The organism is Myxococcus sp. CA051A, from assembly GCF_013336705.1.
Classification (GTDB): Bacteria; Myxococcota; Myxococcia; order Myxococcales; family Myxococcaceae; genus Myxococcus; species Myxococcus llanfairpwllgwyngyllgogerychwyrndrobwllllantysiliogogogochensis.
The window spans coordinates 58734-76511 of the sequence record NZ_JABUMS010000020.1 but is presented as its reverse complement, the minus strand read 5'-3'; the positions used below and the strand labels follow the sequence as shown (position 1 = coordinate 76511).

18 protein-coding genes are annotated in these 17778 nt (G+C 70.7%); 9 read left to right on the top strand and 9 right to left on the bottom strand.

The window, feature by feature from the left end; all coding sequences use genetic code 11:
- Window positions 1–5: 5 nt before the first annotated feature.
- A complete protein-coding gene (locus HUA74_RS38240; RefSeq protein ID WP_371745700.1) occupies window positions 6–893 on the top strand; it encodes a patatin-like phospholipase family protein in 888 nt (295 codons plus the stop codon).
- A gap of 22 nt (window positions 894–915) precedes the next feature.
- On the opposite strand, the gene HUA74_RS38235 is transcribed toward HUA74_RS38240, so the two are convergent.
- From HUA74_RS38235 to HUA74_RS38225, 3 genes are all read right to left on the bottom strand, one after another.
- Window positions 916–1359, bottom strand: a complete 444-nt coding sequence (locus tag HUA74_RS38235; RefSeq protein WP_141648117.1) for a CoA-binding protein — start codon at window positions 1357–1359, stop codon at window positions 916–918.
- Entirely contained in the window at window positions 1356–2261 is a 906-nt protein-coding gene (locus tag HUA74_RS38230; protein ID WP_174458538.1) for a hypothetical protein, read from the bottom strand. The genes HUA74_RS38235 and HUA74_RS38230 overlap by 4 nt, the downstream gene beginning before the upstream one ends.
- 67 nt (window positions 2262–2328) lie before the next feature.
- On the bottom strand, window positions 2329–2646 hold the full coding sequence (locus HUA74_RS38225) for a DUF2795 domain-containing protein (protein WP_141648115.1): 318 nt from the start codon (window positions 2644–2646) through the stop codon (window positions 2329–2331).
- A gap of 192 nt (window positions 2647–2838) precedes the next feature.
- Here HUA74_RS38225 and HUA74_RS38220 point away from each other — a divergent pair, with 192 nt between their 5' ends.
- From HUA74_RS38220 to HUA74_RS38205, 4 genes are all read left to right on the top strand, one after another.
- Entirely contained in the window at window positions 2839–4413 is a 1575-nt protein-coding gene (locus HUA74_RS38220; protein WP_174458537.1) for a YiiX/YebB-like N1pC/P60 family cysteine hydrolase, read from the top strand.
- A gap of 8 nt (window positions 4414–4421) precedes the next feature.
- Complete coding sequence (locus tag HUA74_RS38215; protein ID WP_141649139.1) at window positions 4422–4697, top strand: hypothetical protein; 276 nt, start codon at window positions 4422–4424, stop codon at window positions 4695–4697.
- A gap of 84 nt (window positions 4698–4781) precedes the next feature.
- Window positions 4782–5606, top strand: coding sequence for a SirB1 family protein (locus tag HUA74_RS38210; protein ID WP_141649142.1), 825 nt, complete (start codon window positions 4782–4784; stop codon window positions 5604–5606).
- 46 nt (window positions 5607–5652) lie between these two features.
- Entirely contained in the window at window positions 5653–6216 is a 564-nt protein-coding gene (locus tag HUA74_RS38205) for an NUDIX hydrolase (protein WP_141649138.1), read from the top strand.
- 6 nt (window positions 6217–6222) lie between these two features.
- Here HUA74_RS38205 and HUA74_RS38200 read toward each other — a convergent pair whose 3' ends face one another.
- From HUA74_RS38200 to trxB, 4 genes are all read right to left on the bottom strand, one after another.
- A complete protein-coding gene (locus tag HUA74_RS38200) occupies window positions 6223–6495 on the bottom strand; it encodes a hypothetical protein (protein ID WP_174458536.1) in 273 nt (90 codons plus the stop codon).
- 330 nt (window positions 6496–6825) lie between these two features.
- On the bottom strand, window positions 6826–7326 hold the full coding sequence (moaC, locus tag HUA74_RS38195; RefSeq protein ID WP_371745701.1) for a cyclic pyranopterin monophosphate synthase MoaC: 501 nt from the start codon (window positions 7324–7326) through the stop codon (window positions 6826–6828).
- Window positions 7323–8507, bottom strand: coding sequence for a PLP-dependent aspartate aminotransferase family protein (locus tag HUA74_RS38190; protein WP_174458535.1), 1185 nt, complete (start codon window positions 8505–8507; stop codon window positions 7323–7325). The genes moaC and HUA74_RS38190 overlap by 4 nt, the downstream gene beginning before the upstream one ends.
- Before the next feature lie 96 nt (window positions 8508–8603).
- Window positions 8604–9569: a thioredoxin-disulfide reductase gene (gene trxB / locus HUA74_RS38185; protein ID WP_141649140.1), complete on the bottom strand. Its 966-nt coding sequence runs from the start codon at window positions 9567–9569 to the stop codon at window positions 8604–8606.
- Between the two features lie 76 nt (window positions 9570–9645).
- Here trxB and HUA74_RS38180 point away from each other — a divergent pair, with 76 nt between their 5' ends.
- From HUA74_RS38180 to HUA74_RS38165, 4 genes are all read left to right on the top strand, one after another.
- Complete coding sequence (locus HUA74_RS38180) at window positions 9646–10104, top strand: cyclic nucleotide-binding domain-containing protein (protein ID WP_141649135.1); 459 nt, start codon at window positions 9646–9648, stop codon at window positions 10102–10104.
- 173 nt (window positions 10105–10277) lie between these two features.
- Window positions 10278–11063: a DNA repair protein RadC gene (gene radC, locus HUA74_RS38175; RefSeq protein WP_174458598.1), complete on the top strand. Its 786-nt coding sequence runs from the start codon at window positions 10278–10280 to the stop codon at window positions 11061–11063.
- Window positions 11063–11308: a DUF3006 domain-containing protein gene (locus HUA74_RS38170; protein ID WP_141648994.1), complete on the top strand. Its 246-nt coding sequence runs from the start codon at window positions 11063–11065 to the stop codon at window positions 11306–11308. Before radC ends, HUA74_RS38170 begins: the two co-directional genes overlap by 1 nt.
- A gap of 40 nt (window positions 11309–11348) precedes the next feature.
- Window positions 11349–13433: an ATP-dependent DNA helicase RecQ gene (locus tag HUA74_RS38165; RefSeq protein ID WP_141648993.1), complete on the top strand. Its 2085-nt coding sequence runs from the start codon at window positions 11349–11351 to the stop codon at window positions 13431–13433.
- Between the two features lie 45 nt (window positions 13434–13478).
- On the opposite strand, the gene HUA74_RS38160 is transcribed toward HUA74_RS38165, so the two are convergent.
- Together HUA74_RS38160 and HUA74_RS38155 are read right to left on the bottom strand one after the other, a co-directional pair.
- Window positions 13479–13814: a hypothetical protein gene (locus HUA74_RS38160; RefSeq protein WP_141648995.1), complete on the bottom strand. Its 336-nt coding sequence runs from the start codon at window positions 13812–13814 to the stop codon at window positions 13479–13481.
- 52 nt (window positions 13815–13866) lie between these two features.
- A complete protein-coding gene (locus HUA74_RS38155; RefSeq protein ID WP_174458534.1) occupies window positions 13867–17703 on the bottom strand; it encodes a tetratricopeptide repeat protein in 3837 nt (1278 codons plus the stop codon).
- Window positions 17704–17778 lie beyond the last annotated feature (75 nt).

The window sequence follows — 17778 nt, the reverse complement described above, 5'->3', positions numbered from 1 at the left end:
GGTAGATGTGGGACATGGCTTCTCCCTCCCTGCACCAGCTCCTTGAAGGCAAGCGGTTTGGCCTGGTCCTCTCCGCGGGCTACTTCGGCTTCTACGGGCACGCCGGCTTCCTCAAGGGGCTGACGAGTTCGGGGCTCAAGCCGCATGCGTACGCGGGGACGAGCGCGGGCGGCATGGTGGCGGCCTACGCGGCGGCGGGGATGCCGGTGCACGCCATCGAGGAGTTGGTGCTGCGCCAGACGCGCGCCAACTTCTGGGACCCGGATCCGATTGGCGCGGTGCTGAACGCGGACGCCAGCGGCCATGGGCTGACGGGGCTCCTCAAGGGAGAGCGCTTCCGGAGGCTGCTCGAGGACACGCTGGGCGCCAGGACGTTCGAGGACCTGCCGCACCCGCTGTTGCTCGTCGGCGCGAACCTCACGCTGGGCAGCCACGAGGTGTTCACCTCGGGAGAGCTGGCCCCGCGCGTCCACGCCACCTGTGCGTACCCGGGCCTGTTCCGCGCGGTGCCGCTGGAGGGCAACCTGTACTGGGACGGCGGCCTGGTGGACAAGGCGCCCGCGCTGTCGCTGCATGACAGCAACGTGGGGAAGGACTTGGACGCCATCCTCGTGCACTTCCTGCCCAGCAAGACGCGCAAGGTGGTGGGTGGCCCCATGGCGTACGCGCAGGGGCTCGCGGCGGGCTCGGCGGCGCTGCGCCGCGACCACTTCCGCCTCCAGCTCACCGTGCTGGAGGGGCGCAACATCCCCGTCTACGTCGTCGTCTCCAACCTGCCCCCGGTGACGCCCACCACCATGGAGCGCGGCTTCGACGCGTTGGACCAGGCGCGCCTGTCCGCCGCCGTCTCCCTGGCCCGGCCTCCCGTGCCGTTCGCCCAGGCGCAGTGGTGAGCGGACCTTCGCGGGAGGGCGCTCACCTTCCGCCGTAGCGCCGGTGGTCCACCATCAGGCAGCGGTCCTGCACCACCTGGATGCCCGCGCGCGCCAGCTTCTCCGCCGCCGCGTCATTGCGGATGCCGGACTGGAACCACACCGCCTTCGGCTTCTTGGCGATGAGGTCGTCCACGTGCGCGTCGATGTCCTGCGGCCGCCGGAAGACGTCCACCAGGTCCACCTCGCCCGGCACGTCCGCCACCCGGCGGAACACGGGCTTGCCGAGGATGTGCGTCACGTCCGGGTAGTAGACGGGCACGGGCACCACCTCCACGCCCGCGCTCGCCAGATAGTCCGGCACGTAGAAGGCGGGCTGACCCGAGTGCTGCTCCGTCTTCATCCCCAGCACCGCCACCCGCCGCGCGCTCTTCACCACGCGCTCCACGCCCGCTTCGTCCTTGATGAGGTTCTCTTCCCAGCTCATCGCGCCTCCTCTTGAAGCCCTTGTGCTCGCGACTCCATCGTCACCGTCCACGCCGCCCCGTCCACTGGCGCCTTCACCGTGAGCTCGCGACTCACTGGCACGAAGCGCCCATACGCCATCACCTGCTCACCCTGGCACGTCACGCCCGGCGTCAGCTCCGGCCGTCCCGCCTCTTCCCACGCATCCGTCAGCTCGTCCGGCGCGTCCTGAGGCACCGCGTCCAGGCACCGCAGGCTCAGCACCACCGCGTCACCGTACTCCGTGTCCCGAGTCCCCTGCACCGTGCGCTCCAGCACATAGGCCACCTGCTTGTCGCCCGCTGGCAGCGTGTCCACCGCCCAGGTGCGTTGTCCCTCCGACAGATGGCGCTGGAACAGGCCGCCGAACTTCGCCTCCCACTCGCGCCGCGTGCGCCCCTCCAGCGCCTCCGGCGCGAAGAAGCGCGCCAGTGGCTTCGCGTCCACGCCCGAAGGCACCGACTGCCGCACGGCCTCCGCCGCGGCCTCGGGAGACACCAGCTTCACGAACGTGCCGTCCGCCGCCAGTTGGAGTCGCAGCGCGAAGCGCAGGAGCACATCGTCCACCCAGCCCTCCACCTCCACCTCCACCCCGGCCCGCGACTGCTTGGCGTGCGTCACCGACTGAGTCAGCAACCAGCCGCCCTCGTTCGGCGTGAAGCGGGACTCGGTGGTCAGCTCCGCCTCCTCGCGCAGCACGGAGCCACCCTGCTCGACGACGCGGACGCCGCGCTGGGACTCGGTGAGGACCCGGTCGACGGGGGGCAGGAAGGACACGCGCACCCGGGGCTTCACCTCGGGCACGGGAACCCGCAGCGGGGACGGCTTCCGACAAGCGGACGTCAGGGACAACACGAGACAGCTCAACAGGAGACCTGGACGCATGCGCCCGCGAACGCTGGCAGAAACGGCCAGCGCCCGCGAGCGCTTCCTCACCGCGAGGGCCCGTGCCTCACGGGTGACGCGTGCTGCCGTCGGGCGCGTTCTCCACCAAATCCCGCCCGATGTTGCGCCTGTCCCGCCGCACACCGTCATCGTCGGGCAGCCCGCCGCGGGCGGAGCGCCTCGACGCCTCCGACAAGTCCCTCATCACGGCCTCGCGCGACGCGTACTCGGTACTCGGCAGGCACTTGAGGACGTTGATGATGCTCACGGGGGCCCCGCCATCCTCGGCGGACTCCACGAGCTCCTCCCGCGTCGACGGGTAGTCCACCGAGTCGATGTGAGGGGTGATGGAGAGCCCGGGGTCTTCCGCGGTTCCGAATGCCATCTGGCGCTGCCTTTCTGCCCGGCCCGCGAGGCCCGGGCGTGCGTCACTGGGTACGAGGAATCTGGTGACGGCGCTCGCGCCGGACCACCCGGCCATCCCCCTCCCCGCCCCTGCCCGGCCAGGGGGCCAGCCGCCCCGGCACCTCCCGAGGTAGAGTGCCGCCCGCCGCCCCTGTCGCCCGGAGCCCCATCCATGCCCGCCGCACCCCTGCTGCTCGCCTGGCTCGTGTTCGCCAGCACGCCGCCCACGCCAGCCGCCGCCCCCAAGAGCGTCTACTCCCTCGATGACGCCGCCTTCGTCGCCCAGGCCCAGGCCGACCTGGAGCAGTTGGAGCGGCACGCCCGTGGCCTGCGACGTCTCCAGGACGAGGTGAAGCAGTCGCGCGGCCTCTACCTCCAGAAGCAGAGCGAGCCGTACACGCCGGACCAGAAGCAGCGGCTGCTCACCACGTGGGCGGCCTTCTTCGACTACTTCGTCTCCACCGAGGTCATCCGTCAGCGCTACTGGGACTTCGTGAAGGTGCCCGCCCTCACCCAGCCCAAGAAGCACGCCTGGGGCTTCCTGCTCACCCACGGCGCGCTCACCACGGAGCTGGCCCACGGCCTCACCTACGCGGAGCTCACCGGAGGCCGCAAGCAGTTGGAAGTCCTCCTGGACGAGCCCGCCCCCGAGTTCGGCCTGCCCCCGCGCGCCTTCGCCCGCTTCAAGGAAAAGGTCATCCACGTGGGCACCACCACCCAGCTCTACACCGGTGACACGTACAAGGAGCAGCTGCGCCCGCTGCTGGTGAAGGCCGGCGCGCTGGACGGCCCCCGCGTGCCCTGGGTGATGCAGGAGATGAAGCTCAACAGCGAGGTGGCTCGGGGCCTTCTCGCCAAGCGCGGCGCCACGATTTTCGCCAAGGCCGCCACGGACCTCACCCAGGACTCCGCCCAGCGCGCCTTCTTCCCCGTCCAGCGCGCCGTGGCCGAGTGGATGGGCGACACGCGCGTGCACCGCTCCGGCCAGCCGCTCATCAGCCGCGAGCAGGTGCTGGGTGTGCTCAAGAAGATGGAGCCCGGCGACATCATGGTGGCGCGGCAGAACTGGTACCTCTCCAACATCGGCCTGCCGGGCTTCTGGCCGCACGCGGAGCTGTTTGTCGGCACCGCGCCGGAGATGGCCGCGTACTTCGACGAGGACGCGGACGTGAAGGCCTGGGTGGCCACGCTCCCCGGCAAGCCCGCGTCCTTCACCGCGCACCTGGCGCGCGCGTTCCCCGCCAAGTGGGCCGAGTACTCCGGCAAGGACTCCCACGGCGACCCCATCCGCATCATCGAGTCCATCAGCGAGGGCGTCAGCTTCACCGGCCTGGAGCACGGCATGCGCGTGGACTACCTGGGCGTCATGCGCCCGCGGCTGCCTCGCGTGGACAAGGCGCGCGCCATCCTCCGCGCCTTCGCGTACCAGGGCCGCCCGTACGACTTCGACTTCGACTTCTTCTCGGACCAGACGCTGGTGTGCACGGAGCTGGTGTGGAAGTCCTACGCGCCCTCGCAGGAGATGCGAGGCCTGGCGGTGCCCCTGGTGGACGTCGTCGGCCGGCGCACGCTGCCCGCCAACGAGCTGGTCCGCCTCTTCGACACCGAGCACGGACGCGACAACCGCCAGCTCGACTTCGTCGCCTTCCTGGACGGCCGGGAGGGCGAGGGGCTCGCGAAAGAGGCGGATGAGGCCGCTTTCCGTTACAGCTACCGCCGAGCCAAGTGGGACATCGCCCAGGAGTAGGCACGCACATGACGGAAGAAGTGGCCCAGGACATGCTGGAGCTGTCCGCCCAGCTCTTCGAGCGGATGATTTCGCAGCAACAGGCCAAGGTGCTGCGACTGGCCCGCGAGGCCGTCCCCAACCTCACCCCCGAGGAGCTTCGCAATCCCCACGACTTTCCCGAACTCAAGGAACACCCGACTTTCGAGTACGAGGACGGAATCCTGGCGGGGCTGATTTCGGCTCAAATGGGGCTGCGCGCGGAAATCAAGGGGAGGCTGCCCTATGCACCGCCCACCTTCTGACGCTCGGTTGCCTGCCTTTGCCGTCAAGCCCGGTGTGGGTTAGTGGTTGCGGCCGTGAGCATCCCCACAGGATTCAGCCCGCCGCTGGCCCGGGAACGGTTGGTGTCGGCGCTGGCCGCGGAGCCACCGCGTCTGGACCTGGCCGCGCTGGCCATCGCCACGCTGGACAGGCCGGAGCTGGATGCCCCCGCGTGTCTGCACGTCCTGGACGTCCTGGCGTGCCGGGTCCAGGTGGAGTCGGAGCGGCTCACCGACAAGGGCGAGGCGCTGGCATCGCTGCGAGCGCTGCGCCACGTGCTGTCGGACATCGAGGGCTTTCGCGGCAACGAGGACAACTACCACTCGCCCGAGAACAGCTTCCTGGACCAGGTGCTGGAGCGGAAGCTGGGGCTGCCGATAACGCTGTCCGTCGTCTATCTGGAAGTCGCGCGTCGGGCGGGCATCCCCCTGTACGGAGTGCCGTTTCCCGGACACTTCCTCGTCGCCCATGACGCGGGGGACCACAAGCTGGTGATGGACCCCTTCCACCACGGCGACATCCTCACCGAGCACGGCTGCGAGGAGCTGCTCAAGCGGGTGGCGCCGCAGCTCAAGTTCGACCGGGCCATGCTGGCGCCGGCGCCGGTGGAGTTGATTGCCTACCGCATGCTGTCCAACCTGCGGCGCGTGTACCTGGGCCGCGAGGACCGCGAGCGGGGGCTGGCGGTGGTGGACCTGCTGCTCCTGTTGGCGCCGGATCATCCCGGGGAGCTGCGCACGCGCGCGGCGCTGCTGGCCAACCTGGGGGCGTACCGCGCGGCGCTGCGCGACGTGGAGCGGTGCCTGGAGCTGTCGCCGGAGGCGCCAGACCGCGACCGCCTGGAGATGACGGCCCGCGAGCTGCGTGAGCGCGCCTCGCTGCTCAACTGAAAACCCCAAGGCCCTCGCCCGTGTCGGGGGGGCCGGAGCGTCAACCATGTCCCAGACGGTGAAGCCCTGGCGGCGACTGCGCCTTGGGTTGGAGCACGACTATCAGGTGATGAAGGTCCGCGAGGACAAGTGGGCGGACCCGAGGACGGAGCAGGAGCATCCGCGCGTACGGGTGGTCTGCGCGGACTGGGTCAATGTCATCGCGGTGACGCCGGAGGACTCGCTCGTGCTGGTGCGGCAGTTCCGCTTCGGCGTCGGCGCGGACACGCTGGAGCTCGCGGGAGGACTCGTCGAGGAAGGCGAGGACCCGGCCGTGGCGGCGGCGCGCGAGCTGGAGGAGGAGACGGGTTACGTCGCGGGCCGCGTGGTGCCGCTGGGCTGGATGCATCCCAATCCCGCGCTGCAGGACAACCGCTGCTTCATCTTCCTCGCGCGGGACTGCGTGAGGGCCCATGCGGGCCGGCAGGACGAGGCCGAGGACATCGCCGTGGAGCTGCACCCGCGCGCGGACGTGCCCCGGCTCATCCTGGAGGGACACATCACCCACTCGCTCGTGGTGGGGGCACTCTTCCTGGAGAAGCTGCGCGAGGACGCGGACAGGAAGCGGTAGCGCACGCTACCTGCGCTCGCAGCCACAGCCACACGCGTCGAAGAAGGGCGTCTCGCCCGGGGCGCAGACGAACATGATTTGACGGCAGCCCTTGGGGTCCTTGGAGATGGAGCGGCGGCCCGAGCCCCCTGGGGAGCAGCGTGAGTGGGCCCCCGCCGCGACGAGCGTGGGCGACTCCGGCGCATCCCCGTCCCCGTCCCCGAATGCGGGGCTGCAGCCCATGCCCATCATGAGCGCGAGGAGCCCCACGGTGGAGTGGGTCGTCCTGACGTTGAGCACCCTTGGACCTCCTCTACGGCCTCCCGCGCTTGCTGGGCGCATGGTGGCGAGAGTCCAATCTGGACGACCGCTCCGACAAGCGGGAGCCCCGGAGGGCACGAGTTCAGGGGAGGCCGTGCTCGGGAGCACACTGTCCACGTCCTGAAGCGGACACAGGGCAGCCCGCACGTGCCGCGCTTCACCGCGCGGGAATTGCGTCAGGCGGGTGGGCATGCGGCTCCACCTCGCGGCGTGAAGCGCCTCCCCGCGCACGCCTCCAGGGCACGGAACGGGGAGGACGCGGACTCATGTCGCGCTCCCCTTCCCGCGTGCTCGCAAGCGCGTCCGCGATCAACCCTTCGCGCGCTTGCGTGGACGTGACGGGGCGGCACGAGTCGCCCCCGCGCCGTCCTTCGCCGAGCCCCGCTCCCAGGTCCCCGAGCGTCCCCCGGACTTGTGCTCGAGCTGGACGGCCTCCAGCACCATGCCCCGGTCCACGCTCTTGCACATGTCATAGACGGTGAGCGCCGCCGCGCACGCGGACGTCAGGGCCTCCATCTCCACGCCCGTACGGTCCACCGTCCGCACCGTCACGCGGACGGACAGCCCCTCCTTCACGGCGTCCAGCGTCACCTCGACTCCGGACAGGGCGATGGGGTGGCACAGCGGGATGAAGTCCGGGGTGCGCTTGGCGGCCATGATGCCGGCGAGCCTCGCCGCGGCGAGCACGTCCCCCTTCTCCACCTTCCCCGCGAGGATGCGCTCCCGCGTGGCGGGCAACATGCGCAAGAGCGCGGTGGCCACCGCCACGCGCTCCGTCTTCGGCTTCGCGCCGACATCGACCATCTTCACCGGCCCACCCCCTGGGCCACGGCCTGGAGCAGGTCATCCACCACGTCGTCCGGGTCCTCGAGTCCGACGGATACCCGGATGAGGCTCTCGCGAATCCCCGCCGCCTCGCGCTCCTCGGGCGTCAGGCGTCGCGCGCTGGCGCTGGCCGCGTGCATCACCAGCGTGCACACGTCCCCAAGCGACGGACCGGGTCGACCGACCTTGAGCGCCTCCAGGAAGCGCATGGCCTCGGGGCGGCCCGCGCCCCGGATTTCAAAGGACACCATGGGGCCGCCATCCTTGAGCACCTCGCGAGCCACCGCATGGTCCGGATGCGAGGCCAGCCTCGGGTAGATGACCCGCTCCAGCAGGGGCGACTCCGCAAGCCGCCGCGCCACGTGCGCCGCGTGTTCGGCATGGGCCTTCATCCGTACGGGCAAGGTGCGCAGGCCGCGCAGCGTGAGCCACGCCTCGAAGGGGCCCAGCACATCGCCGGAGAGCACGCGCGCGGCGCGCAGCACATCGATGCGCGAGCGAGCACCACTCACCGTGCCGCCCAGCGCGTCGCTGTGCCCGTTGAGCCACTTGCTGGTGGACTGCACCGCGTAGTCCGCGCCCAGCTCCAGCACGCGCTGCCCCATGGGCGAGGGGAACGTGGCGTCCACCGCGAAGGCCGCGCCCACGTCCCGGCACGCCTTCGCCAGCTCGCGCAGGTCCGCCACGCGCAGCAGCGGATTGGTGATGCTCTCCGCCAGCACCAGGCGCGGCTTCAGCTCGCGGATGCGCGCCTGCGTCCCCGCGTCCGTCAGCTTCAGCGCATGCAGCTCCACGCCGAGCGCCGCGCACAGCTTCTTGTAGAGCGCGCGCGTGACGCCGTAGCCGTCCGCCGGCATCACCAGCCTGTCGCCGGGCCGGAAGTCCTGGGCCTCGAAGAGCGAGCGCAGCGCGGCCATCCCACTGGCGTAGGCCACGCACGCCTCGGCGCCCTCCAGCGCCGCCACCGCCTCTTCGAGCAGCGTGGTGTTCGGAGCACTGATGCGGGCATAGGCGTAGTCCTTGCCGTCCAGCGCGCCGTCCAGGTCGTCGCTGCTGTCGAACCAGCTCACCGCGGACACGGAGATGGGGGGCGAGACGGGGACCGCCTTGCTGCCCGTCAGCCGCGTGCCGGCGTGCACCGCCAGCGTCTTCTGCTTCGTGCTCATGAGAGTCCTGTTCCGCCCTTGCCTGGCTCGAAAAGAAGGCCGGTCCGCCATGGAGACGGACCGGCCTGGAGCATGCGTCACGCGGTGGTGAGCGGGCTACTCGCCCTGCTCAATCAGCCAGCGCTCCGCGTCGATGGCCGCCATGCAGCCGGTGCCGGCGGCGGTGATGGCCTGACGGTAGTAGCTGTCCTGCACGTCACCACAAGCGAACACGCCCGGGATGTTCGTGCGGGTGCTGCCCGCCACCGTCTTGAGGTAGCCGCCCTGGTGCGTCTCCAGGATGCCCTGGAACAGCTCCGTGTTCGGCGTGTGGCCAATGGCCACGAACAGGCCCGTGGCATTGAGCAGCTGGCTGTCGCCCGTCTTCAGATTGCGCACCACCGCGCCCGTCATTCCCTTCGCGTTGCCGGTGACTTCCTCCACCGCCGAGTTCCACAGGAAGGAAATCTTCGGGTTGTTGAGCGCGCGCTCCTGCATCACCTTCGACGCGCGCAGCGAGTCGCGACGGTGGACGAGGGTGACGTGCTTGACGATTTTCGCCAGGTACGTGGCCTCTTCCATCGCCGTGTCTCCACCGCCCACGACGAGTACTTCCTGATTCTTGAAGAACGCGCCGTCACAGGTGGCACACGCGGACACTCCCCGGTTCTTGTAGATGTCCTCACCCTTGACGCTCAGCCACTTGGCCGTCGCGCCGGTGGAGATGATGACGGTCTCCGAGAGAACGCGGATGCCGCTCTCCCCTTCGATGACGAAGGGGCGCTTGCTGAAATCCACCTTCACCACGTTTTCCATGTGGATGACCGTGCCGAACCGCTCCGCCTGCTTCTGGAAGCGGTCCATCAGCTCCGGGCCGGTGATGGCCTCCGGGAAGCCCGGGTAGTTCTCCACGTCCGTGGTCACCATGAGCTGCCCGCCCGGCACGCGCTGGGGATGCTCCAGCGTGGGCCCACCAGCGAACACCATCGGTTCCAGGTTGGCGCGCGCGGCATAGATGGCCGCGGTGTAACCCGCCGGCCCCGAGCCGATGATGGTCACCTTGTTGATTTTCTCCTCCGCCACGGGTGGCTCCTCCCTCTTTCCGTTGAGGCCGCGAAGGTACCAGAGGCCCTCGGGCGCGTGATACGAAGCTGGCCTCATGGATGCCGAGCTCCTCAAGAAGGTTGCGCTGTTCGAGGGTTTGACCCAGGGCCAGCTCGCCAAGGTGGCGCAACTCGGCCACACCAGGGACTACCCGGCGGGCGCCTTCCTCTTCCGCGAGGGGGAGTCCGGCCAGGAAATGTTCGTCATTTCCAGCGGCAAGGTCCGCATCTCCAAGTCGGTGCCCGGCATCGGAGAGGAAGCGCTCGCCATCCTGGAAGCCGGCCAGTACTTCGGAGAGATGGCGGTTATTGAGGACTCTCCCCGCTCCGCGGACGCCATCGCCCACATCTCCTGCTCGGTGTGGGCCATCGAAAGGTCCAAGCTGGACCAGCTGATGTTCACCGACAAGGACCTGGCGTACGTACTGCTCTGGACGTTCGTCCGCACGCTGAGCGAGCGACTTCGCGAGACGAACGACAAAATCAAATCGTTCTTCGCCATCTCCCGCTTCTGAAAGCAGGCCCGCACCGCCCACCTCTCACCGCCCGAGAGGGCCCGTGGTGTGCGGGTGACCGTCCGGGAGTCGAGCCCTGTCGCGCCAGACGGGATGGGTAGGCCCACCGCGCCCCAGGTAGCGACAGCGGGCACATGCCTTGCTCAAGCACCGCGCCGGGGAAGGTGGGCGGGATGGAGTGGAGCATGGGCGGGGCGTGGACGGGGAGCGGTGAAGTGGTGGGCGAGGAGTCGGTGGGGGCGCTCGCGCCCGGGGGCATGGAGCAGTCCCGGGAGCGGCTCTTCCGGTTGGGGGCACAGGCTCTCACCGACTCGGAGCTTCTGTGTGTCACGTGGGGTCTGGCACCGCGCTCGCGAGGCGGGCTGGAGGCGGCGGGGGCGCTGCTGAAGCGATGCGGAGGACTCAAGGCGCTTCTGCAGGCGGAGCCTGTGGAGCTCCGAGGGGTGCCGGGCCTGGGGCCTCGGAGGGCCGCGCAGGTGCTCGCGGCGCTGGAGCTGGGCCGTCGCGCCCAGCGTTCACCGGAGCGGCGTCCCAAGCTGCGCACGCCCCGGGAGATTCACGCGTACCTCACCCCCGCGCTGGGCGCGCTGCGGCGGGAGGTCTTCCACGTGCTGTGCTTCAACGCGCGCAACGTGCTGGTGCATGACGCGCGGGTGGCGGAGGGCACGCTGAACACGTGCCCGGTGGACCCCCGGGAGGTGTTCGCCGCGGCGCTCGTCTCCCGCGCGACGGCCATCGTCCTGGCGCACAACCACCCTTCGGGGGACCCGGAGCCCAGCGTCCAGGACGTGGGGCTGACGCGGCACCTCGTCGCGGGGGCGAAGCTGCTCAACCTCAAGGTGCTGGACCACCTGGTGGTGGGAGACGGGGCCTTCGTGTCGATGCTGGAGCGGGGACTGCTCCCGGACGGGGAGTGGGAGTCGAAACGGGAATGGAACGTGGCGGGAGGAGATGGGTGATGGCGGGGTGCCTTGTGGGGATGGTGCAGGTGGAGCTGCTGGAGGACACGCGGGCACAGGTGGTGCGGCTGGAGACCGGGCGGGCCTGCACGGTGGAGCGCGTGGAGCTGCCAGCGGACGCCCGTGAAGGGGACGTGGTGGTGGATGGGCGACGGGAGCCGGACGCGACAGCGCTGCGCGTGCTGGAGGTGGCGCTGAGGAGGGCCCGCCTGGCTGTCCCCGTGCCGCCGGGGCTCGAGCTGTGAGGGGCGGCGAGGCGCCGTTTCCGTTGACGGCCGGGCCAGGATGGTGAACATGCGAGCGATGCCGTTGGCCCTGCCCTACTTCGAGGAAGCTCAGCAGGGCCTGGTGCGCCACTTCGGACTGACGCAGTTTCGTCCCGGGCAGGCGGAGGTCATCTCCACCGTGCTGAGCGGGCGCAACACCGTGGTGGTGATGCCCACGGGCGCGGGCAAGAGCCTGTGCTACCAGCTCCCGGCCACGCTGCTGCCGGGGCTGACGCTGGTGGTGTCGCCGCTCATCGCGCTGATGAAGGACCAGGTGGAGCAGCTCACCGCGCGCGGCATCAGCGCCACGTTCATCAACTCCTCGCTGTCGGACCTGGAGCGGGCGGAGCGGATGCGCCGGCTGCGCGCGGGCGAGTACAAGCTCTTGTACGTGGCGCCCGAGCGCTTCCGGAGCGCGAGCTTCGTCCAGACGGTCCTCGACGTGGGCGTGGACCTGCTCGCCGTGGATGAGGCGCACTGCATCTCCCAGTGGGGGCACGACTTCCGGCCGGAGTACGCGCAGCTCGGCCAGGTGCGCAAGAAGCTGCGCCCACCGCGCACCGTGGCGCTCACTGCGACGGCGACGCCGGAAGTGCGCGCGGACATCGTCCGGGTGCTGCTGATGAAGGAGCCCCGCGAGTTCGCCATGGGGTTCGACCGGCCCAACCTGTTCCTGGGCAAGCAGGAAGTCGGCGGAGACACGGACCGTCACGAGGCCTGCGCGCGGCTGGCGGCGCTGGGAGGCAGCGGCATCATCTACTGCTCCACGCGCCGCGCGGCGGACGGCATCTTCGCGGAGCTGCATGGCCGGGGCCTGAAGGCGGTGCTGTACCACGCGGGCATGGAGGACGACGCGCGGAGGCGGGCGCAGGACACCTTCATGTCCACGAAGGACGCGGTGGCGGTGGCCACCAATGCGTTCGGCATGGGCATCGACAAGTCGGACATCCGCTTCGTCGCGCACGCCAACATCCCCAGGGCGGTGGAGGCGTACTACCAGGAGATCGGCCGAGCGGGCCGGGACGGCGGCGACGCGCGCGCGGTGCTGCTGTTCAACCACTCGGACGTGTACACCCAGGAGCGGCTCATCCAGGGCAGCCACCCGTCGGAGACGGTGCTCGCGGACGTGTGGGGCGTGCTCCAGTCGGTGGAGGAGTTCGAGCGGGGCGTGCACGTGCTGGCGGGGATGGTGAACGCCAGTGAGTTCGAGGTCTCCGCGGCGCTGCGCATCTTCGAGCGTGCCGGGAAGCTGGAGCGCGGGGGACGGGGTGAGGGAGAGCACGGGCTGACGCTGACGGAGAAGGCCCAGGCCGCGCACCCGCATGCGGCGGACGCGCAGCGGCTGTTGAAGTCCCTGCTGGAGACGTTTCCCCTCGGGCGGCAGGTCACCACGGAGCTGACCATCCTCGCGCGGCGCGTCGGTCTGTCGGTGGACGAGGCGCGCCACGCGCTGGGTCTGCTGGAGAAGTCGGGCGTGGTGAATGTGCGGCGGCCCTTCTCCGGTCGCTCCATCCGAGCGCTGGCGCGGCTGCCCTTCCGCGAACTGGGCATGGACCTGAGCCACGTCCGGGAGCAGGAGCGGCAGAACCTCCAGCTCCTGCGGCGGATGACGGACTACGCCTACGCGGACCGGGAGCAGCGCTGCCGGCGGCGCGCCGTCCTCCACTACTTCGGTCAGCAGGACGTGGAGGCCTCCTGCGGCAACTGCGACGTGTGCACACCCGCGAAGATGCCCGTGCTGCTCTCGAGCGGGCCGACCGCGTCCCGAGGCCGCACGTCGGCCTCGGCGCAGCCGGTGCTGAACTACAGCGAGCTGGCCTCCACGGAGCTTCGTCGCTGGCGCAAGGAGCTGTCGAAGGACCTGGGCGTCGCGCCCTTCATCATCTTCAACGACGCCACGCTGCTCGGGCTGGCGGCGACGCTTCCCATCGACCGGGAGGCCTTCCTCACGGTGAAGGGCACGGGAGAGAGTCGCTGGGAGCGCTTCGGCCCCAAGGTCGTCGAAATCTGCCTGATGGCGCGCGCCGCGGGGCATGAGCCCCAGGCAGCCCCCCTGGCGGCGCCACGCAAGCCGCGCGTCCGGCGGGCCCTGGGTACGAACTGACGAAGAGCCCCGCGGCCGGTGCCCCCGTCTTCGCGACGGAAGAGGCTACGGGCCGTTGCCTCCGCCTCGGCGCATCCCTCGGGCGATGAGGTAGCGCAGGCTGCCCATGACGGTGCCGACCACCAGGGCGAGCAGGAAGATGACCGCCACCGTGGTGAGTCCGAAGATGAGGCGCACCCCGTACTCGGGAATGCGGCCGTTGAAGAAGGCCGTACGCAGCGGCTCCATGGCGCCGACCAGCTCCAGCGCACGCGCCGGCAGCGAGTCCAACGACAGTGACAGGCGCTGGAGGAACTTCGAGGGGAACAGGCGCAAGGCGCCCTCCACCACGACGCCCACCAGCAGGTAGAGCGCCGACAGCAGGAAGGCGTTGCCCCACATGATGCGCAGCAGCGGGGACTCGGGCCCGGGGCCAGAGGGAGGGTGGCGCACGCTAGCGAGCCGCTTTCTTCTTGAGGGACGGCAGCGCCTTCTTTACGCGCCCCGCCTCCTCGCTGCCACCCGCCAGCCGGAGAAAGGCCTCGTAGGACTCCACCGCCCGATTCAGCTCCGCCGACTCGCGCACCAGCACATCCGCCAGGGCCAGGTACGCCGGGCCGTCCGTGGGCTCCAGCTCCACGGCCTTCAGCAGCGACGCCTTCGCCACGGCCTCCTGCCGCTGCTTCAGGGCCACCAACCCCAGCGCCAGGTGCGAGCGGCCCTGGAACGGCGCCAGCCGCACCGCCTCCTCCGCCGCCGCCCGCGCGTCCTTCAACACGCCGGCCCCCAACAGCACGCGGGCCATGGCGGCCTGGGCGAAGGCCTTGTCCCAGACGGTGGGCGCGCGCGAGGCCAGGTCCTCCAGCGTCCGCGCCGCCCCTCGGCCTCCGCCGGGGAGCTGCACGTAGAGTTCGCCCACCCGGCCACAGGTGGCGTCAGACCCCTCGCGCCGAGCCGCCGCGAAGGCCGCGTCCGCGTTGTCCACGTTGCCCTGTCGCAGGAAGGCATGGGCAATCTCGCAAAAGGTGTCCGGGTCCTTCGGGTCCAGCTTGTTGGCGCGCTCCAGCGCGGAGAAGCCACTCTTCGCGTCACCCGAGGCGAACAGGATGGCCGCGCGCAGCCGGTGCGCCTCCGCGTCGTCGGGCGCCAGCTTCGCCGAGCGACCCGCGGCCCCTTCCGCCTCCTTGCGGCGTCCGGCGTGGAAGAGGGCCAGCGCGAAGCCCTTGTGCGCGGCGGCGCTGCCGGGGTTGTCCAGTTGCCAGGCTTCAAACTGCTTGAGGGCCTCCGGAGTACGCCCCATCGCCAGCAGCGTGCGGCCCAGCGCGTCGCGCGACTCGCCGTGCGCGCCGTTGCGCTCCACCGCCTGCGTCAACGGCTTGAGGGCCATGTCCGGCAGGCCACGAGATAGGAGCAGCCGCCCCAGCGAGCAGGAGGCCTCGTAGTCGCGCGGGTCCTTCTGCGCCTCCTCGAACTGGGCCTGCGCCTTGTCGAAGGCGCGCTCACGCCAGTACACCTGCCCCAGCGCCAGTCGCATGTCGTTGCGCGGGCGCTTGGAGGCGGCCAGCGCCTTCTCGAGCAGCTCGCGGGCCTGGGGCGCGTTGCCCTCGGCCGCATCCGCCAGGGCCAGGAGCGACACGGCCTCCGGAGGGTAGCGCTCGTTCACCCGCGTGCGCGCGAGCTCCGCGCGGGCGCGCTTCCAATCCCCGAGCCGCGCGTACGCCGCGCCTCGCACCAGGGACACCTTGCGGCCACTGTCGGCCTCCAGGCGCGTCAGCACGTCGCGCTCGCGGTCCCTGTCCAGCAGCGTGCGGCCCAACCCCTCACGGGCCTCGTCGCTCTTGGGTTGCAGCTTCAGGGCCGCCTCGTACGCGGCCTGCGCCGCATCCAGCTTCCCCGCGGCGCGACTGGCGGCCCCCAGCGCGAGCTGGAAGTCGAAGGCCAGTGCCCCCTGCGTGCCCTTCCCCAGCAACGTGCGCGCCTCGTCGTGCTTGCCCACGGCGGACAACAACCGGCCGTGCACCAACTGCTGGCGCGACTTGAGGTCCGCCGGCAGCGCCTTGTCCTCCGCGAGCGGCGCCACATCCGCGAGCGAGGCGTCCAGCTCCTGCTCCAGCGCGAGCCGGGCCTCCGCCTGACCGATGCGCGCCACGGGGTGCTTGGGAGACTTGGTGCGCGCCTTCTCGAACATCTCGATGGCGTGCGGGAAGTCCTCCGACGCCAGGTAGTAGCCGCCCAGCGCCACCAGGGCCCGCACGTTGGCGGGCGAGGTTCGCAGCGCGCGGTCGAACCGCTCCAGCGCCTTCTTCTCGTCCTTCGACGCCAGGAGGATGCTGGCCGCGAGCGCCTGGGCCTCGGTGCTCTCGTCCATCGCGGTGAGCAGCGCGCGGCGCGCCGGCTCCCGTCCCCGGTCATCCGCCACGAGGACATTGGTGGTGAGCACCAGTCCCGGCGCGGCCTCCTTCACGCCCGGCTTCTCCAGGGCCTCCAGCGCCTTGAGGCGGTCCTCCGGAGACATGCCGTGGTCCGAGAAGAGGAGCGCATGCGTCCAGGCCGTGAGGGCCCAGGCGCGGCTGCTGCCCTCGTCCATCTCCAGGGCGCGCCCCAGTTGCTGCAACGCCCCATCCAGCGAGGCGCGCGTGTCCTGGGTGATGAGGTCCTCGGCCCGGGCCAGCGCCTCGTTCAGCGTCTGGCCACCAGTGGCCGCGCGAATCCGGAGGAAGCCGACGACGATGGTGATGAGCACCATCGCCAGCGCCGTCACTCCGGCGACCTTCACGCCGTTGCGCTTGAGGAAGGACGTCTTCGCCGCCTCGCGCACCAGCTTCTGGCGCAGCTCCTTCTCGTAGGCGGCGGTGAGCGCTTCGGTGTCCTGCTTGGGCTGACCCGCCTTGGGTTTCGCGGCGCTCCCGGCGGCATCGGAGGCCTCCGGCAGGTCGTCGAGCAACGAGCGCTTGGAGCCCGAGCCCCGCGTCGCGGGCTGTGCGCGAGCGACCACGGGATTCTGCGCGGTGGGGTCCGGCGGAGGCAGATCTCCGAGGAGTCCTCCCGAAGCGGCGGGAATCACCGGCTTCGCGGTGGTGAACTCGCTGGAGCGCAGCAGCACGTCGTCGTCGGAGTCGGCGGACGCGGCGGGAATCACCGGCTTCGCGGTGGTGAACTCGCTGGAGCGCAGCAGCACGTCGTCGTCGGAGTCGGCGGACGCGGTCCCCGCCTCACCCTCGCCCGTGGACGTCAGGTCGGCAGAAGCCCCCGCCGTGTCGGAGGCAGCTCCCAGCGAATCCTGGGGCGGGGGCTCGCTGCCCTCCCCCGTCGACGCGCCAGACAAGGGCTCCGAGCCCGACGGCCGAGGAGCGTCATCCTCATCCGACAACGACAGGTCCAGGCTCGGCAGCTCGGAACCGAGCGAAGGCAGCAGCACCGGCACGGGCCGGTCAATCAGCCCCAGCGAAGACCCCGTCGCGGACGCGGCAGGATGCTCACCCGAGCGGGTGCGAGCGCCCCCGGTGCCCGCCGCCGTGTCCCCGGAAGCTCCAGCGTCAGCAGTGGAGCCGGAGGCACTCACGCCCCCCGCCGAATCCGCGTCGCGCTCGGGAGCGGAGACGTCCTCCGTGCTCGCGCGCCCCCCCGCCGCCGCCGCGCTCGCCAGGTCGGCGGCAGCACGAGCGCCCGCGTTCCTCGCGGCCCCGGGACCCGAAGCCGTCGCGGCCTTCGCGGTATCTCCGAGCGCGGCGGCCCGGAGCCTCGCGGCCGCCATCGGAGACGCGGCCACTGGCGCGGGCTCGGCGTCGTCGCCCTCGGCCTTCGCTTCTCCGTCGGACTCCCCTTCCGACGACGACGCGGTCTTCTCCAGCCCCATCAGGTCGGCGAAGACGGGGGCCGGTCCACCGGCCAGCGCCTGCTGGGCCTGCTCCAGCCACAGCTTCACGCGGCCGTCATTGGGTTGCAGTGCCACCGCCTTTCGCAACAGCGGCAGCGCCGAGCGGTACAGCCCGCGCTGGAGCAACACCTCGCCAATCAGGTTGTAGGCGTAGGGGTTGTCCTTCTCGATGGCGATGGCCCTGTCGAACTGCTCCATCGCCTCCGCGGGGCGGCCCAGGTGGATGAGCGCCTTGCCCCAGAGCACGCGTCCCACCGTCGAGGACGGATGGTGGGAGATGCCCTGTTCACACACCTCGATGGCGCGTGCCGCGTCCCCCTTTTCCAGCAGGGCCTTGGCCAGTTCGACGAAGACGGAAGATGTGGGGTCCTGCCGGAGGAGCTGCTCGTAACGCTCCACCATCGACTTGGCCATGTGGGCTTGCGACTCCGGTGCTCGGGCGGGGGAGCGGGACCATACCACCGTGCTCTCGTCCCGGGCGGCCACCGG